The organism is Cryptosporangium phraense (assembly GCF_006912135.1).
In the GTDB taxonomy this organism is placed as follows: Bacteria; Actinomycetota; Actinomycetes; order Mycobacteriales; family Cryptosporangiaceae; genus Cryptosporangium; species Cryptosporangium phraense.
The window spans coordinates 18,791-36,496 of record NZ_VIRS01000020.1 but is presented as its reverse complement, the minus strand read 5'-3'; the positions used below and the strand labels follow the sequence as shown (position 1 = coordinate 36,496).

General features: G+C 70.9%; 18 protein-coding genes. 7 read left to right on the top strand and 11 right to left on the bottom strand.

Going from position 1 to position 17,706, the window contains the following annotated elements; translation table 11 throughout:
- On the bottom strand, nucleotides 1–1,227 hold the full coding sequence (locus FL583_RS25965) for a glycosyltransferase family 4 protein (RefSeq protein WP_142707441.1): 1,227 nt from the start codon (nucleotides 1,225–1,227) through the stop codon (nucleotides 1–3).
- A gap of 179 nt (nucleotides 1,228–1,406) precedes the next feature.
- Entirely contained in the window at nucleotides 1,407–1,856 is a 450-nt protein-coding gene (locus FL583_RS25960; RefSeq protein ID WP_142707440.1) for a MaoC family dehydratase, read from the bottom strand.
- Nucleotides 1,857–1,920: 64 nt separating this feature from the next.
- Between FL583_RS25960 and FL583_RS25955 the strand changes: the two genes are divergently transcribed.
- Complete coding sequence (locus tag FL583_RS25955) at nucleotides 1,921–2,469, top strand: TetR/AcrR family transcriptional regulator (RefSeq protein WP_205752464.1); 549 nt, start codon at nucleotides 1,921–1,923, stop codon at nucleotides 2,467–2,469.
- Nucleotides 2,470–2,475: 6 nt separating this feature from the next.
- Here FL583_RS25955 and pgfA read toward each other — a convergent pair whose 3' ends face one another.
- Both pgfA and FL583_RS25945 read right to left on the bottom strand, forming a co-directional pair.
- A complete protein-coding gene (pgfA, locus tag FL583_RS25950) occupies nucleotides 2,476–3,627 on the bottom strand; it encodes a cell envelope lipid trafficking protein PgfA (RefSeq protein ID WP_142707438.1) in 1,152 nt (383 codons plus the stop codon).
- Nucleotides 3,628–4,164: 537 nt separating this feature from the next.
- Entirely contained in the window at nucleotides 4,165–4,839 is a 675-nt protein-coding gene (locus FL583_RS25945; RefSeq protein ID WP_205752463.1) for a GntR family transcriptional regulator, read from the bottom strand.
- Nucleotides 4,840–5,256: 417 nt separating this feature from the next.
- On the opposite strand from FL583_RS25945, the gene FL583_RS25940 reads away from it, so the two are divergent.
- Complete coding sequence (locus FL583_RS25940) at nucleotides 5,257–6,411, top strand: acyl-CoA dehydrogenase family protein (RefSeq protein WP_142707437.1); 1,155 nt, start codon at nucleotides 5,257–5,259, stop codon at nucleotides 6,409–6,411.
- Between the two features lie 8 nt (nucleotides 6,412–6,419).
- On the opposite strand, the gene FL583_RS25935 is transcribed toward FL583_RS25940, so the two are convergent.
- The 6 genes from FL583_RS25935 to FL583_RS25910 are packed head-to-tail and all read right to left on the bottom strand — an operon-like array spanning nucleotide 6,420 to nucleotide 10,932.
- A complete protein-coding gene (locus tag FL583_RS25935; protein WP_142707436.1) occupies nucleotides 6,420–6,881 on the bottom strand; it encodes a DUF427 domain-containing protein in 462 nt (153 codons plus the stop codon).
- Between the two features lie 43 nt (nucleotides 6,882–6,924).
- Nucleotides 6,925–8,127 carry a thiolase family protein gene (locus FL583_RS25930; protein WP_142707435.1) on the bottom strand — a complete coding sequence of 401 codons (1,203 nt, stop codon included), beginning with the start codon at nucleotides 8,125–8,127 and terminating at the stop codon, nucleotides 6,925–6,927.
- A 1-nt stretch (nucleotide 8,128) separates the two neighbouring features.
- Nucleotides 8,129–8,530, bottom strand: a complete 402-nt coding sequence (locus FL583_RS25925; protein WP_142707434.1) for a Zn-ribbon domain-containing OB-fold protein — start codon at nucleotides 8,528–8,530, stop codon at nucleotides 8,129–8,131.
- A 31-nt stretch (nucleotides 8,531–8,561) separates the two neighbouring features.
- Nucleotides 8,562–9,137 (bottom strand): TetR/AcrR family transcriptional regulator, encoded by a 576-nt coding sequence (locus tag FL583_RS25920; RefSeq protein WP_142707433.1) that lies wholly within the window; start codon nucleotides 9,135–9,137, stop codon nucleotides 8,562–8,564.
- On the bottom strand, nucleotides 9,134–9,721 hold the full coding sequence (locus FL583_RS25915; protein WP_142707432.1) for a TetR/AcrR family transcriptional regulator: 588 nt from the start codon (nucleotides 9,719–9,721) through the stop codon (nucleotides 9,134–9,136). Before FL583_RS25915 ends, FL583_RS25920 begins: the two co-directional genes overlap by 4 nt.
- Nucleotides 9,718–10,932: a cytochrome P450 gene (locus FL583_RS25910; protein ID WP_142707431.1), complete on the bottom strand. Its 1,215-nt coding sequence runs from the start codon at nucleotides 10,930–10,932 to the stop codon at nucleotides 9,718–9,720. Before FL583_RS25910 ends, FL583_RS25915 begins: the two co-directional genes overlap by 4 nt.
- A 238-nt stretch (nucleotides 10,933–11,170) precedes the next feature.
- On the opposite strand from FL583_RS25910, the gene FL583_RS25905 reads away from it, so the two are divergent.
- The 5 genes from FL583_RS25905 to FL583_RS25885 are packed head-to-tail and all read left to right on the top strand — an operon-like array spanning nucleotide 11,171 to nucleotide 17,091.
- Nucleotides 11,171–12,697, top strand: coding sequence for an AMP-binding protein (locus FL583_RS25905; RefSeq protein ID WP_240746806.1), 1,527 nt, complete (start codon nucleotides 11,171–11,173; stop codon nucleotides 12,695–12,697).
- A gap of 58 nt (nucleotides 12,698–12,755) precedes the next feature.
- Nucleotides 12,756–14,207, top strand: a complete 1,452-nt coding sequence (locus tag FL583_RS25900) for an aldehyde dehydrogenase (RefSeq protein ID WP_142707429.1) — start codon at nucleotides 12,756–12,758, stop codon at nucleotides 14,205–14,207.
- Entirely contained in the window at nucleotides 14,204–15,322 is a 1,119-nt protein-coding gene (locus FL583_RS25895) for an NDMA-dependent alcohol dehydrogenase (protein ID WP_142707428.1), read from the top strand. Before FL583_RS25900 ends, FL583_RS25895 begins: the two co-directional genes overlap by 4 nt.
- Complete coding sequence (locus FL583_RS25890) at nucleotides 15,309–16,511, top strand: cytochrome P450 (RefSeq protein WP_142707427.1); 1,203 nt, start codon at nucleotides 15,309–15,311, stop codon at nucleotides 16,509–16,511. Before FL583_RS25895 ends, FL583_RS25890 begins: the two co-directional genes overlap by 14 nt.
- A complete protein-coding gene (locus FL583_RS25885; protein ID WP_142707426.1) occupies nucleotides 16,498–17,091 on the top strand; it encodes a TetR/AcrR family transcriptional regulator in 594 nt (197 codons plus the stop codon). Before FL583_RS25890 ends, FL583_RS25885 begins: the two co-directional genes overlap by 14 nt.
- On the opposite strand, the gene FL583_RS25880 is transcribed toward FL583_RS25885, so the two are convergent.
- Nucleotides 17,068–17,673: a TetR/AcrR family transcriptional regulator gene (locus FL583_RS25880; RefSeq protein WP_240746805.1), complete on the bottom strand. Its 606-nt coding sequence runs from the start codon at nucleotides 17,671–17,673 to the stop codon at nucleotides 17,068–17,070. The genes FL583_RS25885 and FL583_RS25880 overlap by 24 nt on opposite strands.
- Nucleotides 17,674–17,706 lie beyond the last annotated feature (33 nt).

The window sequence follows — 17,706 nt, the reverse complement described above, 5'->3', positions numbered from 1 at the left end:
TCAGGCCACCTTCCCCTCGCGGATAGCGTCCGAATAGGCCTCGACGGTCGCCCGGGCGACCGAGAGCCAGCTGTACTTCTCCTCGGCCCGCGCGCGGCCGGCCGCGCTCAGCCGGGCGCGCTCGGCGGGCGAGCGCAGCAGCGCGTCGAGCGCGGTGACCAGCGCACCCGCGTCGCCCGGCTCGACCAGGACGCCGGCGTCGCCGATGACCTCGGGCAACGCTCCGGCACGGCTCGCGACGATCGGGGTCCCGCAGGCGAGGCCCTCGACGGTGGGTAACGAGAATCCCTCGTAGAGGGACGGCACGCACATGATCTCGGCCGATCCGAGGAGCGCGGCCAGCTCCGCGTCGGTCAGCCCGGTGCGGACCGTCACGCAGTCCTGCAGGCCGAGCTCGGCGATCCGGCGCTCGGTCGCGCCGCCCGGCTCGAGCGCCGAGACGAGCTGCAGCTCGACCGGGTGGTCGACGCGGAGCTTCGCTACCGCGTCCAGCAGATAGGCGACGCCCTTCAGCGGGCGGTCCGCGCTGGCGACCGCGACGATCCGGCCCGGGACGCGGTCGGCGACCGGGCGGAACACGTCGACGTCGACGCCGAGCGGCACCACGCGGAAGCGGCCCGGCGGAAGCTTGAAGTCGGCCACGGCGTCGGCGCTGGCGACGTCGGAGACGCCGATCAGCATCGGCATCCGCCGGGCCACCCGGGCCTGCATCCGTACGAAGCCGTACCAGCGGGCGACGCCGTACTTCTTACGCAGCGGCGCGGCCGACAGCTCGACCCGGCGGTCGCGGCTGATCGGGTGGTGCAGCGTCGCGACCAGCGGGATCCCCCGCCGCTTGAGCGAGAGCAGCCCGTAGCCGAGCGACTGGTTGTCGTGGATCACGTCGAAGTCGGCGGCGCGGGCACGCATCAGGTGCGCGATCCGGTAGGTGAAGGCCAGCGGCTCGGCGAACGTCCCGGTCTTGGTCGTGAGGTACTCGAGCCAGTCGTACCGGTCGCGGAACTCCTGCCACCGGACGCGGCGGGGAAAGTCCGGACCGCCGAACATGTCGAGGCTCGGGACCTTGGTGAGTTTCACTCGCGGGTCGAGCTCTTCCGGATAGGGTTGGCCCGAGAACACCTCTACCTCGTGCCCCAACTCGACCAGACCGCGACTCAGGTAACGGACGTATACCCCCTGGCCACCACAGTGCGGTTTACTGCGGTACGAGAGCAAGCCGATTCGCACACCCACCTCCTCTGTACCGAGCTGGCTATTTCGATCGTGGCCGGTAGGAAACCGGCATACACCAGTGTAAGTAGAATTCGATTTCTTGGTGCAGATTCAGCAAAATCTCTCAGTCTGTAACGGCCGGACCAATTTCCGAAACCGAATTTCGACTCTTGGTACAGATCCGTACCGAGTGATTACAGATAAAAGCGACCGACGGTCTCGGCGACGACCGCCGGCTTGGTTCCGCCCCGGATCTCGACCGTGGTCGACGAGACGACCTGGACCGCCTCCCCCACCCGCGTGACCTCGAGGAGCCGGACCACCGCGCGGATCGACGAGCCGACCGCGACCGGCGCCGGGAACCGCACTTTGTTCAGCCCGTAGTTGACCGCCATCCGGGCCTCGACCCGGAAGATCTGACGGGCGAACGACGGCAGCAGCGAGAGCGTGAGGTAACCGTGCGCGATCGGGGCGCCGAACGGCCCGGCCGCGGCCCGCTCGACGTCGACGTGGATCCACTGGTGGTCGTCGGTGGCGTCGGCGAACAGGTCGACCCGATCCTGCGTGACGGTCAGCCACTCGCTCGCCCCGACCTCGGTGCCCACGGCCTGCTCGAGTTCGTCGACCGACGTGAACACCCGCATGATCAGATCCCTCTCGCGTTGAATAGAATATACAGTAGTCACTCTCTCTCCCAGAGGAGCGGCCGTGGAGGAGCAGGACCGGCGCGAGCGGATCCTCGCCGCGGCCCGGGCCGCGCTCGAACGCCACGAGTACGAGCAGATCCAGATGCGTGACGTCGCCCAGGGGGCCGGCGTCGCGCTCGGCACGCTCTACCGCTGTTTCAGCTCGAAGGAACACCTCTACGCCGCGGTCCTGCTCGACTGGCTCACCGACGTCGGGCGCGCCCCCGCCGCCGGCGTCCGGGCCCGGGCGCACGCGGTGATCGCCGCCTGCCAGCGGCGTCCGCAGTTCTACAAGGCGCACGTGGCGCTGCAGAGCAGCGCGGATCCCAACGCGCGGGCCCTGCTCACCGCGTCCGGCCAGGTCGCGCGGGCCGCGCTGGCCGCGGAGGTGGCCGGGCTCGGCCCGGCCCGGGCGGACGACGCGGCGACGATGCTCTGGGCGCTGATCACCTCCCGCCTCAGCCAGGCGATCTACCGCGGCGGCGACCTCGGCGAGATCCACCGGATCGCCGACGCGTTCGTCGACCTGCTCGCCCCGCGACGGCGGGGCGAGCAGGCCGACCGGTCGTGACCCGGGCTACCCGGCGACGTGCTTGGCTCGGCGGGGGCGGCCGATGAGGAACGCGGCGACGAAGAACGCCAGACCGAGCAGCACCAGCACGATCGACACCCGGCCGCGCATCCAGGGCAGCATCGTCGCGGCCTGCTTGGCCTGGGTGAGCGTGTCGCCGCGCATCGACGGGCTCTCGAGCTTGGCCTCGAACGCGGTCAGCGTCGTGCCGTTGTACACGTACTGCTGGGTGATGTCGTCCTTGACGCCGATCACGTTCCCGGACGCGGGCTCGATGTAATAGACCTTGGTGTCGGCGTACATCGCGTCGGCGGTGACGTTCGGTTCCTTGGAGCCGAACAGCCCGCCGGGCAGGTCCATCGTGCCGACCTTCTGCATCGGCTGCTCGGTCTTGAACATGTAGGTGTGGATGCCGTCGCGCTCGGCCTCACCGATGTAGTTCGCGGTGACCGCGTGCAGCGAGTTGATGTCCCAGACCGGGTACGAGTGCTTCTCGACCTCGAACGGCCAGGCGATGTACCCCTCGTGGGTGATCGGCTTGCCGTCGGGCTTGTCGAGGTCGGCGACCAGGCGGTCGCCGCAGCAGTTCGTCAGCTTCGCGGTGCGGGGGTCGATCGAGATCCGCTCGACCCGGGCGTTGACCATGCCGTGGCCGGGCACCGAGATCTCGGTCGCGAGGTCCCAGACGTTGTCGTCGCCGCTGCCGTCGGCGTCGGTGGCCTTCGAGATGTAGTTCGTGACCGTGACGTCGACGTTCTCCAGCACCCGGGCGCCGGCCGGGTCGTTCGCGTCCGGCATGAGGATCTTCGCGCCGGTGGCCTGCAGTTGTTGCTCCTGCTGCGGATCGGCCGGCAGCACCGCCACCCGCGGGTAGACGTACAGCGGGACCAGGATCGCGACCACCAGGAAGAACACCCCGAGCCCGATCAGGACGCTGCGCAGCACCCGGTGCCGCGGCGGCTCGCCCGACGCGTACTGGCGGGAGGGCAGCGGCTGGGCCGGTGGGGCGGCCGGTGTGGACGGTGGGGCCGCGGTGTGGGGCGGGGGCGCGGGCGGGGTGTGGGGCGCGGGCGGGGTGTGGGGCGGGGGCGGCGCCACCTGCGGCGGTGGGGTCGCGACCCGCTCGCCCGTGAGGCTCGGGTCAGAAGCAGCAGTCATTGGACACCATCCGATCGCCGTTGATCCAGATACTTCGGCTGCGGTCTACGGGAGGAGCGTGGTGCGGGCTGCCGTGGCCTTGGTGGTCGCCGAGGCGCTGCGGGCTCCGGCGCTCGGGCGGTGCGGGGGTGCGGCGCCGCCACGGCGTGGGCGAATAGTAGAACTGGAATTCATCTTCGGTCAATGCTTCGTAAATGTTGCTGAAACGGTTCGGACCGGCTTATTTGGTGGGGCGTCAAGTGGGGGCAGCATCGTCCCCGGGTGGGCCAGCTTTCACGGCTTCGTTCGCCCGAGCAAGTGCTTGGTGGAGTAAATAATGTATAAACTATCTACCGGCCGCGGTTCGGGGGCCGGCCGGCGCTGGGCGCGGAAGCCGGCCACTCCCCCACGCACATCGCCGTACGCGCCGCAGCGCGGTGGTAGTGAGCTGGAGCCCGCTGAGGGCGGCGCTGCCGATCGGGCGCGACTACGCCGCGTACCAGGTCGTACTCAAGTGGTCGCGCCCGCTCGGCAGCGTCGTTCTCAGCGGGCCGCCCACTACGAGAGGAGACCGCGGGTCTCGAGGAGGGTTACCACGCTGTCGGTTTCGGTTCGGAGGAGCTCGAGGAGGGCGGCCTCGGCGGCCGGGCCGTCGGCGGCCTTCAGCGCCTTGAGCACTGCCCGAACCCCACGCTTACGGATCCGGATCACCCCCGGCACCTCGGCGAAGAAGTTCCCCGGCACGATGTTCGTCGTGATCACCCGCGCCACCGCGGTGATCCGTCGCGAACCCGCCATCAGCAGCAACTGACGCAGGAACGCGACGTTCAGCGCACCGAACCGCTCGGGGTCCGAGGTGGCCTGCAGCTCCTTGGCGATCTCACCGAGCGCGGCCAGCCCCTCGTCGGACCCGCGCTCGACCGCCCGGCGAGCCGCCAGACCGTACATCAGCCCGAGCAGCTCGTAGTGGTCGCGGACCGAGTTCTCGTCGAGCCCGTTCACGAACGCGCCGAGGTGCGGGCGGGACGTGACCCAGCCCTCCCGGTCGAGCGCGATGACCGCCTCCCGCACCGGGACCCGGCTGACCCGGAGCTCGGCCGCGATCTCGTCCTGCGGGACGCGTTCGCCGGCCCGCAGCCGCTGGTCGAAGATCATCCGCCGGATGTGTGCGGCGACCTGCTGGGCGCTGGTCGGGCGGGACAGCCCGCCGGTCTCCTCGGCGACGAAGTCCACGAAGTCGACGTCCTGACGCGCTGCCCCTGTTCGCGGAACGATCGTGAGCCTCCTCGGATCGCGCTGGCGATATACATTATTCCATCCGCCCGAGTACGCACGATGCGCTCACCCGTTCATCCGACGAACAGCGCGCACGGATCGGCGCTTCGTGGCGCGACCTGCCCGAGCGTCAGGCGCTGTTCCGGGCTCGGCAGCGCAGTGGCACGCGGGCGCAGGTGGTGTCCGATCCGCCGTCGAGACCGCAGGTCCGTGGACCAACGACGTGGGAGGTGTCGGTCGACTCGACCGAGGTCCGCGCGCATCCGCGTCACCGGCTCCCCCGGCCGGGCCCGGACCCGGCCGGGTGTTCCTGCCGATGCGCGGCGCCGCGTTCGGGACGAAGATGGCATCGCAGGCCGAGAACAAAGGAGCCCCATGGACGCCGCCGACCTGGCCGACATCATCGACGCCGTGCGCACGTTCGTCCGCACCGAGGTCGTCCCCCGGGAAGAGGAGATCGACGCGACCGACACGATCCCGGAGTCGCTGGTCGAGGCCTGCAAGGCCATGGGGCTGTACGGGTTCACGATCCCGGAGCAGTACGGCGGCCTCGGGCTCACCGTCGCCCAGGAGGTCGAGCTGGTCTTCGAGCTCGGCTGGACCACGCCGGCGCTGCGGTCGCTGTTCGGCACGAACAACGGCATCGCCGGGCACGTGCTGCTCGAGGGCGCGACCGAGGAGCAGAAGAAGACCTGGCTGCCGCGCCTGGCGTCCGGCGAGGTCACGGCGTCGTTCGGGCTCACCGAGGCGGACGCCGGGTCGGACCCGTCGGCGCTGTCCACCTCGGCCCGCGTCGACGGCTCGCACTGGGTGCTCGACGGCTCGAAGCGCTACATCACGAACGCGCCCGTCGCCGACGTCCTCATGGTCTTCGCCCGGACGGATCCGACCGCGGCCGGGAACCGGGGCATCTCCGCGTTCCTGGTCCCGGCGGACACGCCGGGCGTCTCGATCGGACCGGCCGACCGGAAGATGGGGCAGTTCGGCGCGCACACCGCGGACGTGCACCTCGACGACGTCCGCATTCCGCTGGACGCGGTCGTCGGCGGCGACGACGGCGTGAACAACGGGTTCCGGATCGCCGCGCGGTGCCTCGCGCACGGGCGCGCGCACATCGCCGCGCTGTGCGTGGGCATGGCCGGGCGGCTGGTGCACGAGTCGGTCGAGTTCGCGCGGACGCGGGAGCAGGGCGGGGCGCCGATCGCACGGTTCCAGCTGATCCAGGGCCTGATCGCGGACTCGATCACCGACCACTACGCGGGCCGGGCCCTGGTGCTGGACGTGGCCCGCAACTACGACGCCGGCACCGACCAGGTGAGCGGACCGTCGGCGGCGAAGTACTTCTGCTCGGAGATGGTCGGACGGGTCGCCGACCGGGCGGTGCAGATCCACGGCGGCGCCGGGTACATGCGCGGGGTCGCGGTCGAGCGCTTCTACCGGGACGCCCGGCTGTTCCGCATCTACGAGGGGACGTCGCAGATCCAGCAGGTCATCATCGCCCGCCAGGCGCTGGGCGCCGCCGCCCGGTGATCACCGGCTCACCAGCCCATGGTGCCCGGGGCGCCCTTGAACGGGCCGGTGATGTCCGCGGTGATCCAGCCGCCGTAGAAGTCGCCCTCCTGCGGCTGGACCACCTCGCCGTCGACCCGGCACTCGTCGACCCGGCTCGGGTAGAACGCGACCGCGTCGGTGATGTCGGCGTACGCCGGGGTGGGGTGGGCGTAGGACCAGCCGGCCTGGCGCACCCGGGCCGCCCCGACGACGACGTCCCAGTAGTCGGCGACGCCCTTGAACTCGCAGAACGACCGGCCCGCGCTCGGCTCCAGCACACCCTCGGCGATATCACCGCGGGGCACGTAGTAGACCGGCGGGTGCGACGTCTCGAGCACCCGCCAGCACCGGTCGCTGTCGACGATCGTCTCCCCCGCGTGCACGATCGTCACCCGTGCCGAGGTGCGCTCCAGCCGCGGCGGCCTCGGGTAGTCCCACACCGACTCCATCGCCCCAGCCTGCCACCGAACCCGGCGTCCCGCAGGACGGGACTCACCCGGTCACCGCCCTCTCCAGGATGTGCACCCCGCACGCCGAGCCCAGCCCGATGACGTGGGCCAGCCCCACCCGCGCGCCCTCGATCTGGCGCGGACCGGCCTCGCCGCGCAGATGGGTCGCGACCTCCCAGACGTTCGCGATGCCGGTCGCGGCGATCGGGTGCCCCTTCGACTGCAGCCCGCCGGACACGTTCACCGGCATCGACCCGTCCCGCCAGGGCGCGCCCGACTCGAAGAAGTCCACCGCCCCGCCCGGCTCGCACAGCATCAGGTTGTCGTAGTGCACGAGCTCCGCGGTGGCGAAGCAGTCGTGCAGCTCGACCAGGTCGAGCGCGTCCGGCCCGATCCCGGCCGCTTCGTAGGCCTGCGTGGCGGCGTTGCGGGTCAGCGTGTTGACGTCCGGCAGGATCTGGCAGGACTCCGACCAGGGGTCGGACGTCAGCACCGACGCCGAGATCTTCACCGCCCGCCGCCGCTGCTCCCGGCTCAGACGAGCCAGCGCCGAACCGCTGATCACCACGGCCGCCGCCGCCCCGTCGGTGTTCGCCGAGCACATCGGCCGGGTGTTCGGGTAGGCGATCATGACGTCGTTCATGATCTGCTCGAGGCTCATCTTCTTCTGGTACGCGGCCAGCGGGTTGAGCGTCGAATGGGCGTGGTTCTTCTCCGAGATGCGCGCGAACAGCTCGAACGACGTCCCGCCGTATTTGTGGCCGTACTCCATGCCGACCTGCGCGAACACCCCGGCCATCGTCTCGGTGCCGATGCGTCCGTCGACGGTGCCGACCGCGCCGTCGCGGCCCGACCGGGTCCAGGTGCCGGTGTTCTCCTTCCGCGGCCGGGCGCCCAGCAGCCCGGCTCCGGAGAGCTTCTCGACGCCGACGGCCAGGCCCAGGTCGGCCTCGCCGGCCTTGATCGCCAGGCAGACGGTCCGCAGCGCGGTGGCCCCGGTCGCGCAGGCGTTGGCCACGTTGTAGACCGGGATGCCGGTCTGCCCGATCTGCTTCTGCAGCAGCTGGCCGATGCCTCCGCCGCCGAGCAGGTTGCCCGCGGCGAGCACGCCGATCTGCGTCATCGTGACCCCGCCGTCGGCCAGCGCGCCGAGCGCGGCCTCGGACGCCAGGTCCACCAGGTCAGCAGACGGGTGCTTCCCGAACTTCGTCATGTGGATCCCGAGGATCCAGAGGTCCTCGGCCATGTCAGTGCTCCCCGGCCGGTCGGAAGGCGTAGTTCACGGCTTCGACGCCGTCGTCGTCGGTTCCGACGACCGTCGTCGTCAGCTCGACCTTCATTCCCAGGTGGACGTGTTCCGGGCTCGCGTCGACGTCGGTGAGGTTCGTCCGGACGCTCGTGCCGTCGCAGTCGACGACCGCGGCGACGAACGGGACCGGAACGCCGGGCGCGGCGAACGTCACGATCGTGAACGCCCGGACCTCGCCGGACGAGGCGACGTCGACGGACCGGAAGCCGGTGCCCGAGCAGCGGGCGCAGGCGTTGCGCCGGCCGAAGTAGCGGGCGGCGCAGCCGGTGCACTCGGCCGCGACCAGGTGCGGCTGGGGATCGAGGACCAGGTAGTCGACGAACGGGATCCGTGTGCTCATGCGGGCGCCCTTCCTTCGAGCGGTGGGACCGCTACGCGGCGAAGGCTGCGGTCAGGATGTCGGCGAAGTCGTCGGCCGGGAGGCCTGTCGGGTCCCGGAGGTGGGCGGTGATCATGCTGGACGCGAGCTCGGCCAACGCCGCGGGGTCGCCGGGCCCGACGGTGCCGGCCCGCTGGCCGGCCCGCAGGACGTCGGCGAACAGGGCGAGCGCGCCGGCGAACCCGTCGCCGCCGGGGCCGAGGTCCTTCGGCGCGTCCTCGCCGGGGGACGCCAGCCGCACGGTGAGCAGGCCGTAGGCCGGGTACCGGGCGAAGTACCCGCTGATGGCCCCGACCAGCGCGACCAGGCTCCCGGCCGGGGTGATCGCGGCCCGCATGAGCGCGAGCAGGTCGCCGCCCCGGCGGTACATCACCGCCCGGAGCAGGTCTTCCTTGGACGCGAAGAACTGGTACAGCGCCCCGACCGAGAACTCGGCCCGGTCGGCGACCTGCTGCAGGCTCGTCGCCCGGTAGCCCTGGCCGCCGAACAGCTCCTCGGCGATGTCCAGGATCTGCTCCCGGGACAGCGCGACCCGCTGGGCCCGGCGAGCCTGCCGCGGCGACGTCACGCGGCGAACGCCCGGGTCAGGATCCGGCGGAACGTCCCGTCGTCCAGCGTCGGGCCGTCCTGGCCGAGCTCGGCGTCGACCCGGTGGAACGCGGTGACCAGGCTCGACAGCAGCCGGGCCAGCGCCTGCGGGTCCCCGCCCCGGACCCGGCCCGCGGCCTGGCCCCGCCGGATCGCCGTCGCGTAGAGGTCCATCGCCGTGCGGTAGGTCGGCTCGGTCGCGTCGTACCCGGCCGGGGCGTCCGACCCCGGCGAGTAGACCCGGGCCGACAGCCGGCCGAACGCCGGGTACCGCCGGTGGAACGCGAGGATCGTGTCGACCAGCGGGAGCAGCCCGTCGTCCGCGGCCGCGGTCATCTCGGCCAGCTGCACGAGCCCGCGCCGCTTCATCACGGCCCTCAGCAGCTCGTCCTTCGACGCGAAGAACTGGTAGAGCGCACCGACCGAGAACTCGGCCCGCCCGGCGACCTGCTGCAGGCTCGTCGCCCGGTAGCCCTGGTCGCCGAACAGCTCCTCGGCCGCGTCCAGGATCTGCTCGCGGCTCGTCGCGACGCGCTGCGCGCGACGCTGCTCCCGAGGGCTCACCGGGCCACCCCGGGCGTGAAGCGCACCGGCAGCTCCTTGAGCGCGTAGACGGCGGACGCGTCGTCGAAGCGGGCCGGCTCACCGTCGAGCGCGAAGTCGGGCAACCGGGTCAGGATCTGCTCGATCATCACCCGGAACATCACCCGGGCCAGGTTGGAGCCGAGGCACCGGTGCTGGCCGACGCCGAACGCCAGGTGCCGGTTCGGCGCGCGGGCCAGGTCGATCTCGGCCGGGCACTCGAACGCCTGCGGGTCACGGTTGGCCGCGGCCCAGGTCAGCAGCGCCTTGTCGCCGGCCGCGAGCCGGACGCCGTGCCACTCGGTGTCGCGGCTGACCGTGCGGGCCAGCCCCTGGGTGGGGGTGCCGTGCCGCAGGAACTCCTCGGTCGCCGAGCGCATCAGCTCGGGCCGGTCGATCAGCTGTTGCCGCAGCTCGGGCTGTTCGATCATGCGCAGCAGCGAGTTGCCGGTGAGGCCGCTGGTCGTGTCCATGCCGCCGAAGAGCAGCAGCAGGATGTAGCCGAACTGCTCCTCGATCGTCAGCGGCCGGCCGTCGACGGTTCCGTTCAGGATCGAGCCGACCAGGTCGTCGGGCGGAGCGTCGTACTGCTCCCGGCGGCTCAGCTCGTCGAAGATCAGCGTGGTGACGCGGTCGGTCGCCTGCTCCCGGGTCATCCCGTACTCGTTGCCGTGGATGAACGTGTGGATCACCAGCACCCAGTCGGGCCAGTCCGACTCGACGAACCCGAGCAGGCGCAGGATGACCCGGGCCGGCAGCGGGGTCGTGAGCTGGGTGACCAGGTCGGCGTGGCCGTCGGCGATGAACTCGTCGATCAGCTCGTCGGCGATCGCCCGGATCTCCGGCTCCAGCTCCTCGGCCCGGGCCGGCGACAGCAGCCGGACGGTCAGCGCGCGCATCGCGCCGGTCAGCGGCGGGTCGGTGTGGATCGGCGGCAGCACGGTGGCCAGCCCGACGTCCCGGTCGCCGGCGCCGTACGGGATGTTCGTGCCCGGCGTGGACGTGAAGAGCTCGTCGTCGCGGGTGGCCTCGAACACCGAGTCGTAGTCGGTCAGCAGCCAGAAGCCGCCGTTCTCGGTCGACCAGGCGACCGGACACCGCGCGCGCAGGTCGTCGTAGATCGCGTAGTTGGCGTCGCGGAACGCGGCGCCGTGCACGTCGAGGGCTGTCTCGGGGCGGCCGCTCGTCGTCATCGACCCGTCCTTCCTAGAACTCGTTCTCGGGCTCTACCAACGGCCGCGGTGCGCCGGATCACCACCGTACGCCGAGCAGTGAATCGGCGTTCAGAGTTCTGAAGAACCAATCATGAGAACACGTTCTACCGCGCGGATCCCTTGTCACTGGAGAGCGGATGTGTAAATCTGCTACGGCTCGCTCCCCTGCTACGGCGAGGCGCTCATGTCGACGACGATGTTGCACACACCGCCCCTCATGCCGGACTTGTTGGTCCACGCACTGTCCCGTTACGACGATCGTCCGGCCGTCTTCGTGGACGGCGAGACGATCACCTACCGCGGCTACCGCGAGGCGATCAGCACCTGGTCCCAGGTGTACCGGGCCGTCGGGCTCGGCCCCGGCGACGGCATCTCGGTCCTGTCCCGCAACAAGCCCGAGGTCCTGTTCGCCACCGGGGCCTCGATGATGACCGGCTGCCGCGGCACGCCGCTGCACCCGCTCGGGTCGGCCGACGACCACGCGTACGTCCTGGAGAACGCGGAGATCGACACGCTGGTGTTCGATCCGGCGCTCTCCGAGCACGTCGCCGAGGTGGCCAAGAGGGCGCCCCGGCTCCGGCGGCTGCTCTCGCTCGGCCCGTCCGACCTCGGCGAGGACCTGATCGCGCTGGCCGCGCAGTACACGCCCGGCCCGCTCGAGCCGCCCAAGGTCGACTCCGGGTCGCTCTCCTCGATGTCGTTCACCGGCGGCACCACCGGCCGGCCGAAGGGCGTGCTCAGCACGTACCGGGGCGGCGCCGAGCTGACCCGGATCCAGATGGCCGAGTGGCAGTGGCCGGACGACATCCGGTTCCTGATCGCCGCGCCGCTCTCGCACGCGGCGGCCGCGTTCACGATCCCGGTGCTGCTGCGCGGCGGCTCGTTCGTCGTGCTGCCCGGATTCACGCCCGGTGGGTGGCTCGCCGCCGTTGAGGAACACAAGATCACGGCGACGATGATCGTGCCGGCGATGTTGTACGCGATCCTCGACCACCCCGACCTGGCCACGACCGACACGTCCAGCCTGGACACGGTCTTCTACGGCGCCTCGGCCGCGTCGCCGGCCCGGCTGCAGCAGGCCATCGACCGGTTCGGCCCGGTGTTCTTCCAGTTCTACGGGCAGAACGAGGCCCCGATGACGATCACCGTGCTCCGCAAGGAGGAGCACACGCCCGACCGGCTGGCCACCTGCGGCCGCCCGGTGCCCTGGGTGCGCGCCGCCCTGCTCGACGAGAACTGCGAGCCGGTGCCCCGGGGTGAGGCCGGCGAGATCTGCGTCCAGGGCCCGCTGGTCATGGCCGGGTATCACAAGCTGCCGGAACAGACCGAGGAGGCGTTCCGGGGCGGCTGGCTGCACACCGGCGACGTCGCCCGCGAGGACGACGACGGCTACTGGACGATCGTCGACCGCACCAAGGACATGATCGTCTCCGGCGGGTTCAACGTGTTCCCGCGCGAGGTCGAGGACGTGCTCACCACGCACCCCGACGTCTCGGCGGCCGCGGTGATCGGGGTTCCGGACGAGAAGTGGGGCGAGGCCGTCAAGGCCGTCGTCGTGCCCCGCCCGGGCGCCGAGATCGACGTCGCCGCCTTGATCGCGCTGGTCCGTGAGGCGAAAGGCCCGATCCACGCGCCCAAGTCCGTCGACATCGCCGAGTCGCTACCGCTCACCCCCGTCGGCAAGTCCGACAAGAAGGCTCTCCGCGCCAAGTACTGGGCCGGATCCGACCGCCGCGTCAATTGAGGAGCTCCGGCCCTACACCCCCCGCCCGCCCACCCGAAATCGGAAGAGGGCTCTTCTTATGCTCACGTACGACTCGTTCTTCATCGGCGGCGAGTGGGTCGCCCCGTCTGACACCAGCGCGTTCGACGTCATCTCCCCCTCGTCGGAAGAGATCGTCGGGCGCGTGCCGGAAGCGCAGAAGGCGGACGTCGACGCAGCGGTCGCCGCGGCCCGGAAGGCCTTCGACGAAGGACCCTGGCCGCGGTCCACCCCGGAGGAGCGCGCCGACGCGATGGCCCGGCTCTCCGGGATCATCAACGAGAAGCTCGAAGACTTCGCCCGGACGATCAGCACCGAGATGGGCTCGCCGATCCAGTTCTCGCGCTTCGGCCAGGTGCTCGCGGCCACGATGGCACTGGACTTCTACGCCGGCCTGACTCGCGAGACCCAGTGGGAGGAGACCCGCGCCGGTCTGCTCGGCCCGACCGTCGTCCGGCGGGCCCCGGTCGGGGTGGTCGCGGCGATCGTGCCGTGGAACGTCCCGCTCTACGTCAGCATGTTGAAGCTGGCCCCGGCGCTGGCCGCGGGCTGCACGGTCGTCCTCAAACCGGCGCCGGCGAGCCCGATCTCCGGGCAGATGCTGGGCGAGGCGATCGAGGCGGCCGGCCTCCCGGCCGGCGTCGTCAACATCGTTCCGGCCGACCGGGCGGTCGGCGAGTACCTGGTGACGCACCCGGGGATCGACAAGGTCAGCTTCACCGGCAGCACCGCGGCCGGCCGCCGGATCGCGAGCCTCTGCGGCGAGAACCTCCGCCGGGTGACGCTGGAGCTCGGCGGCAAGTCGGCCGCCGTCCTCCTTCCCGACGTCGACCTGGCGACGGCGTTGCCGCAGGTGATCAACGTCGGGCTGATGAACAACGGGCAGGCGTGCGTCGCGCAGACCCGCATCCTGGCCCCCCGCGAGCGCTACCGCGAGGTCGTCGACGCGCTCGTCGACCAGGTCTCGGCGCAGGTCGTCGGCGACCCGCTGGGCGAGGACACCCACATCGGGCCGCTGGTCAGCGCTACCCAGCGCGAGCGCGTCGAGGGCTACCTAGCCGCGGGCAAGAAGGAGGGCGCGACCGTGGCGCTCGGCGGCGGCCGGCCCAAGGGCTTCGACCGCGGCTGGTACGTGGAACCGACGGTCTTCACCGACGTCGACAACTCGATGACGATCGCGCAGGAGGAGATCTTCGGCCCGGTCCTGTCGGTGATCCCGTACGGCGACGTCGACGACGCGGTGAAGATCGCCAACGACTCCCGCTACGGGCTCTCCGGCTCGGTGTGGACCGAGGACCCGGACGCCGGGCTCGACGTCGCCCGTCGCGTCCGGACCGGGACGTTCAACGTCAACACGTTCATGTTGGAGAACTGCGCGCCGTTCGGCGGGTTCAAGGAGTCCGGCCTCGGCCGGGAGCTCGGGCCCGAAGGGCTCGCGGCCTACATCGAGTACCAGTCCGTCAACCTCCCGAGTGGCTGGAGCGCCAAATGAAGACCAGGGCAGCGGTGCTGTGGGACCGGAACCAGCCGTGGAGCGTGGAAGAGATCGACCTCGACCCGCCGAAGGCGGGCGAGGTGCTGGTCAAGCTGATCCACACCGGCATGTGCCACTCCGACGACCACGCGGTCACCGGAGACATGCCGACGATCCTGCCGATGGTCGGCGGCCACGAGGGAGCGGGCATCGTCGAGGAGGTCGGTGAGGGCGTCACCGCGCTGAAGCCGGGCGACCACGTCGTGCCGATGTTCATCCCGGCCTGCGGTCAGTGCCGCTGGTGCGCGCAGGGCCGCTCGAACCTGTGCGACGTCGGCGGCACGCTGATGATGGGCATCGGCCTGGACGGCACCACCCGGCTGCACGCCCGCGGGCAGGACGTCTTCACGATGTGCTTCCTGTCGACGTTCAGCCAGTACGCGGTGATGAACGAGCACTCGCTGGTGAAGATCCCGGACGACATCCCGCTGGATGCGGCCGCGCTGGTCGGCTGCGGGGTGACGACCGGCTACGGCTCGGCCGTCAACACGGCGAAAGTTCAGCCGGGCGAGACCGTCGTCGTCGTCGGTATCGGCGGGGTCGGCGCGGCCGCGGTGCAGGGCGCGCGGATCGCCGGGGCCGAGCAGATCCTCGCGGTCGACCCGGTCGAGTTCAAGCGTGACCAGGCCAAGACGTTCGGGGCCACGCACACCGCGGCCAGCGTCGCCGACGCCGTCGAGCTGCTCAAGGAGATCACCCCGGGCGGGATGATGGCCGACGCGGCGATCTACACGGTCGGCATCGCCCGGGGCGACGAGATCGCCGGGCTGATGTCGCTGGTCTCCAAGGGCGGCCGGGTCGTGGTCACCGCGGTGTCCCCGATGGAGGACACCCAGGTCACGATGTCGCTGTTCGAGCTGACGATCTGGCAGAAGGAACTGCGCGGGACGCTGTTCGGCGCGGCGAACGGCCGCAAGGAGATCCCGACGCTGCTCCGGCTCTACCAGTCCGGCCAGCTGATGCTCGACGAGATGATCACCAACCGGTACACGCTCGACACGATCAACGAGGGCTACAAGGACATGCACGCCGGGGTGAACATCCGCGGGGTGATCGACCTTGACCACGGTTGATCAGCCTCGGCTGACGGTCGGCGCCTTCTGGGGCGCCGACCCGCACTCGGCGCTCACCTGGCTGCGCGAGAACGACCCGGTGTACTGGGACCCGCACGGCCAGGTCTGGGGCATCACCCGGTACGCCGACGTCCGGGAGGTGTCGCTGCACCCGGAGCTGTTCTCCAGCGCCGGCGGGATCCGGCCCGACCAGGACCCGACCCCGATGATGATCGACCTCGACGACCCGCAGCACCTGCAGCGACGGCGGCTGGTCAGCAAGGGGTTCACGCCCCGGCGGGTCGCCGATCAGCGGGCCCGGATCGATCAGATCACCCACGCGCTGATCGATCGCGTCTGTGAACGCGGGGCCTGCGACTTCGTCTGGGACCTGGCCGCCTGGCTGCCGCTGATCGTCATCGGCGACCAGCTGGGGGTGCGCGAGGACCAGTACGACCGGCTGCTGCGCTGGTCGGACGACATGATGCGGGGCCAGGGCACCCCCGACGACGCCGCGCTCCAGGAGAAGATGTTCGTCGCCGCGGCCGAGTACGGCGAGTACATCACCGGCGTCCTGACCGACCGCCGGGAGAACGGCGGCGACGACCTGATCGGCGTTCTCGTGCGGGCGTCGGTGGACGGGCACGGGCTGGACGACGAGGCGCTGTACTTCGATTCGCTGCTACTGCTGATCGGCGGCGACGAGACGACCCGCCACGTGATCACCGGCGGCCTGTACCAGCTGCTGCGTGACCGGTCGCAGTGGGAACGGCTAAGGGCCGACCGATCGCTGCTGCCGGGTGCGATCGAGGAGATGCTGCGCTGGGTGAGCCCGATCCGGAACATGGCCCGGACCGTGACCCGGGACGTCACCTTCCGGGGAAAGGCCCTGAAGCAGGGCCAGAAGCTGCTCCTGCTGTACCCGAGCGCCAACCGCGACGCCGAGGTGTTCGAGGACCCGTTTCGCTTCGACATCACCCGGACCCCGAACAACCACCTCGCGTTCGGCGTCGGCGCGCACTTCTGCCTGGGCAACTCGCTGGCCCGGCTCGAGTTGACGTCGATCTTCACCGCGTTGCTCGACCGGCTCCCCGACCTCTCGCTGGCGTCCCCCGACGAGCCGGACCTGCGGCCGGCGTCGTTCGTCAGCGGGTACGAGGGCCTGCCGGTGACGTTCACCCCGAGCGCACCGCACGGTGTATCGCTCTGAGACCGCACGGGCGGCTCCCCCGGGGTCGTCGGTGCACACGGCGATCGTCGACGCGGCCGTCACCTGCATCCGGCAGCACGGCATCGAGCGGGCCTCGATCAGCGCGATCGCCCTGCGCGCGGGCGTCTCCCGGCCGACCGTCTACGCGTACTTCGAGACCCGGGACGCGCTGGTCGGGGCGGCGATGGAACGCACCGCCGCCGACGTGGCCGGGCGGGTGGTGGCCTCGGCCCGGCGCCGGGCCAGGACCGCGGCCGAGTTCGCGGTGGAGGCGCTGGTCGTCGCCCGGCGGGAATTCCGGAAGGAGCCGGCGTTCTACCCGATCAGCCACGCCCGCACCGACCCGTGGGCCGTCGACCAGCAGCTCACCGAGGAGGCGCTGGCGATGACCAGGGCGATCCTCGCGCCGATCGTCGACTACGACCCGCGGCTGGAGCCGCACCTCGACGAGATCACCGAGACGCTGGTCCGCTGGCTGCTGTCGCTGCTCATGTACGACACGCCCCGGACGTCGACCGAGCCCAAGCTCCGGGCCTACCTGCGCCGGGTCGTGGTGCTACCCCAGATCGGGCACGAGTAGGTCGAGGAACCCGTCGGCGATGCGGTAGACCTCGCGCATGGGGACGCCGTGGTAGATCGACTGGGTCAGCATCGAGCTGATGATCGCCCACATCATCGTCGCCGCGTCCTCGGCGCGCTGCGGGCCGAGCGCGGCGAAGTCGGAGACCAGGCTCACCTGGGCGGCCTCGCCGAAGTCGTTGAGCAGCGTCTTCGCATTCGGGTCGGTGCTGCTCTGGAGCAGCACCTGCACCTTGTAGAACTGCGGCTGCCGCTCGAACGCCTTGATGACCCCGCGGATCCGGGACCGCAGGTGCTGCTCCGGGCTGCCCTTGCTCGACCGGCGCTCGACCGACTTGCCGAGCGCCGACCACTCCATCAGCACCGCCGCGTACAGGTGCTCCTTGGACGAGAAGTACCGGTAGAGCGTCCCCAGCGCGACGCCGGCCTCGGCCGCGACGTCCCGGATCTGGATGCGGTCGTACTCCTGCGACTCGAGCAGGTGCAGGCCGGCCAGGACGATCTTCTCGCGGCGCGCGAGCTGCCAGGCGGGCATGCCCTCGATCGAGAGCCCGCCGGCCGGGGACTGCGTCTGCTCCGCCACTCCAACCGCCCTTTGTTCGGATTACTGGATGAA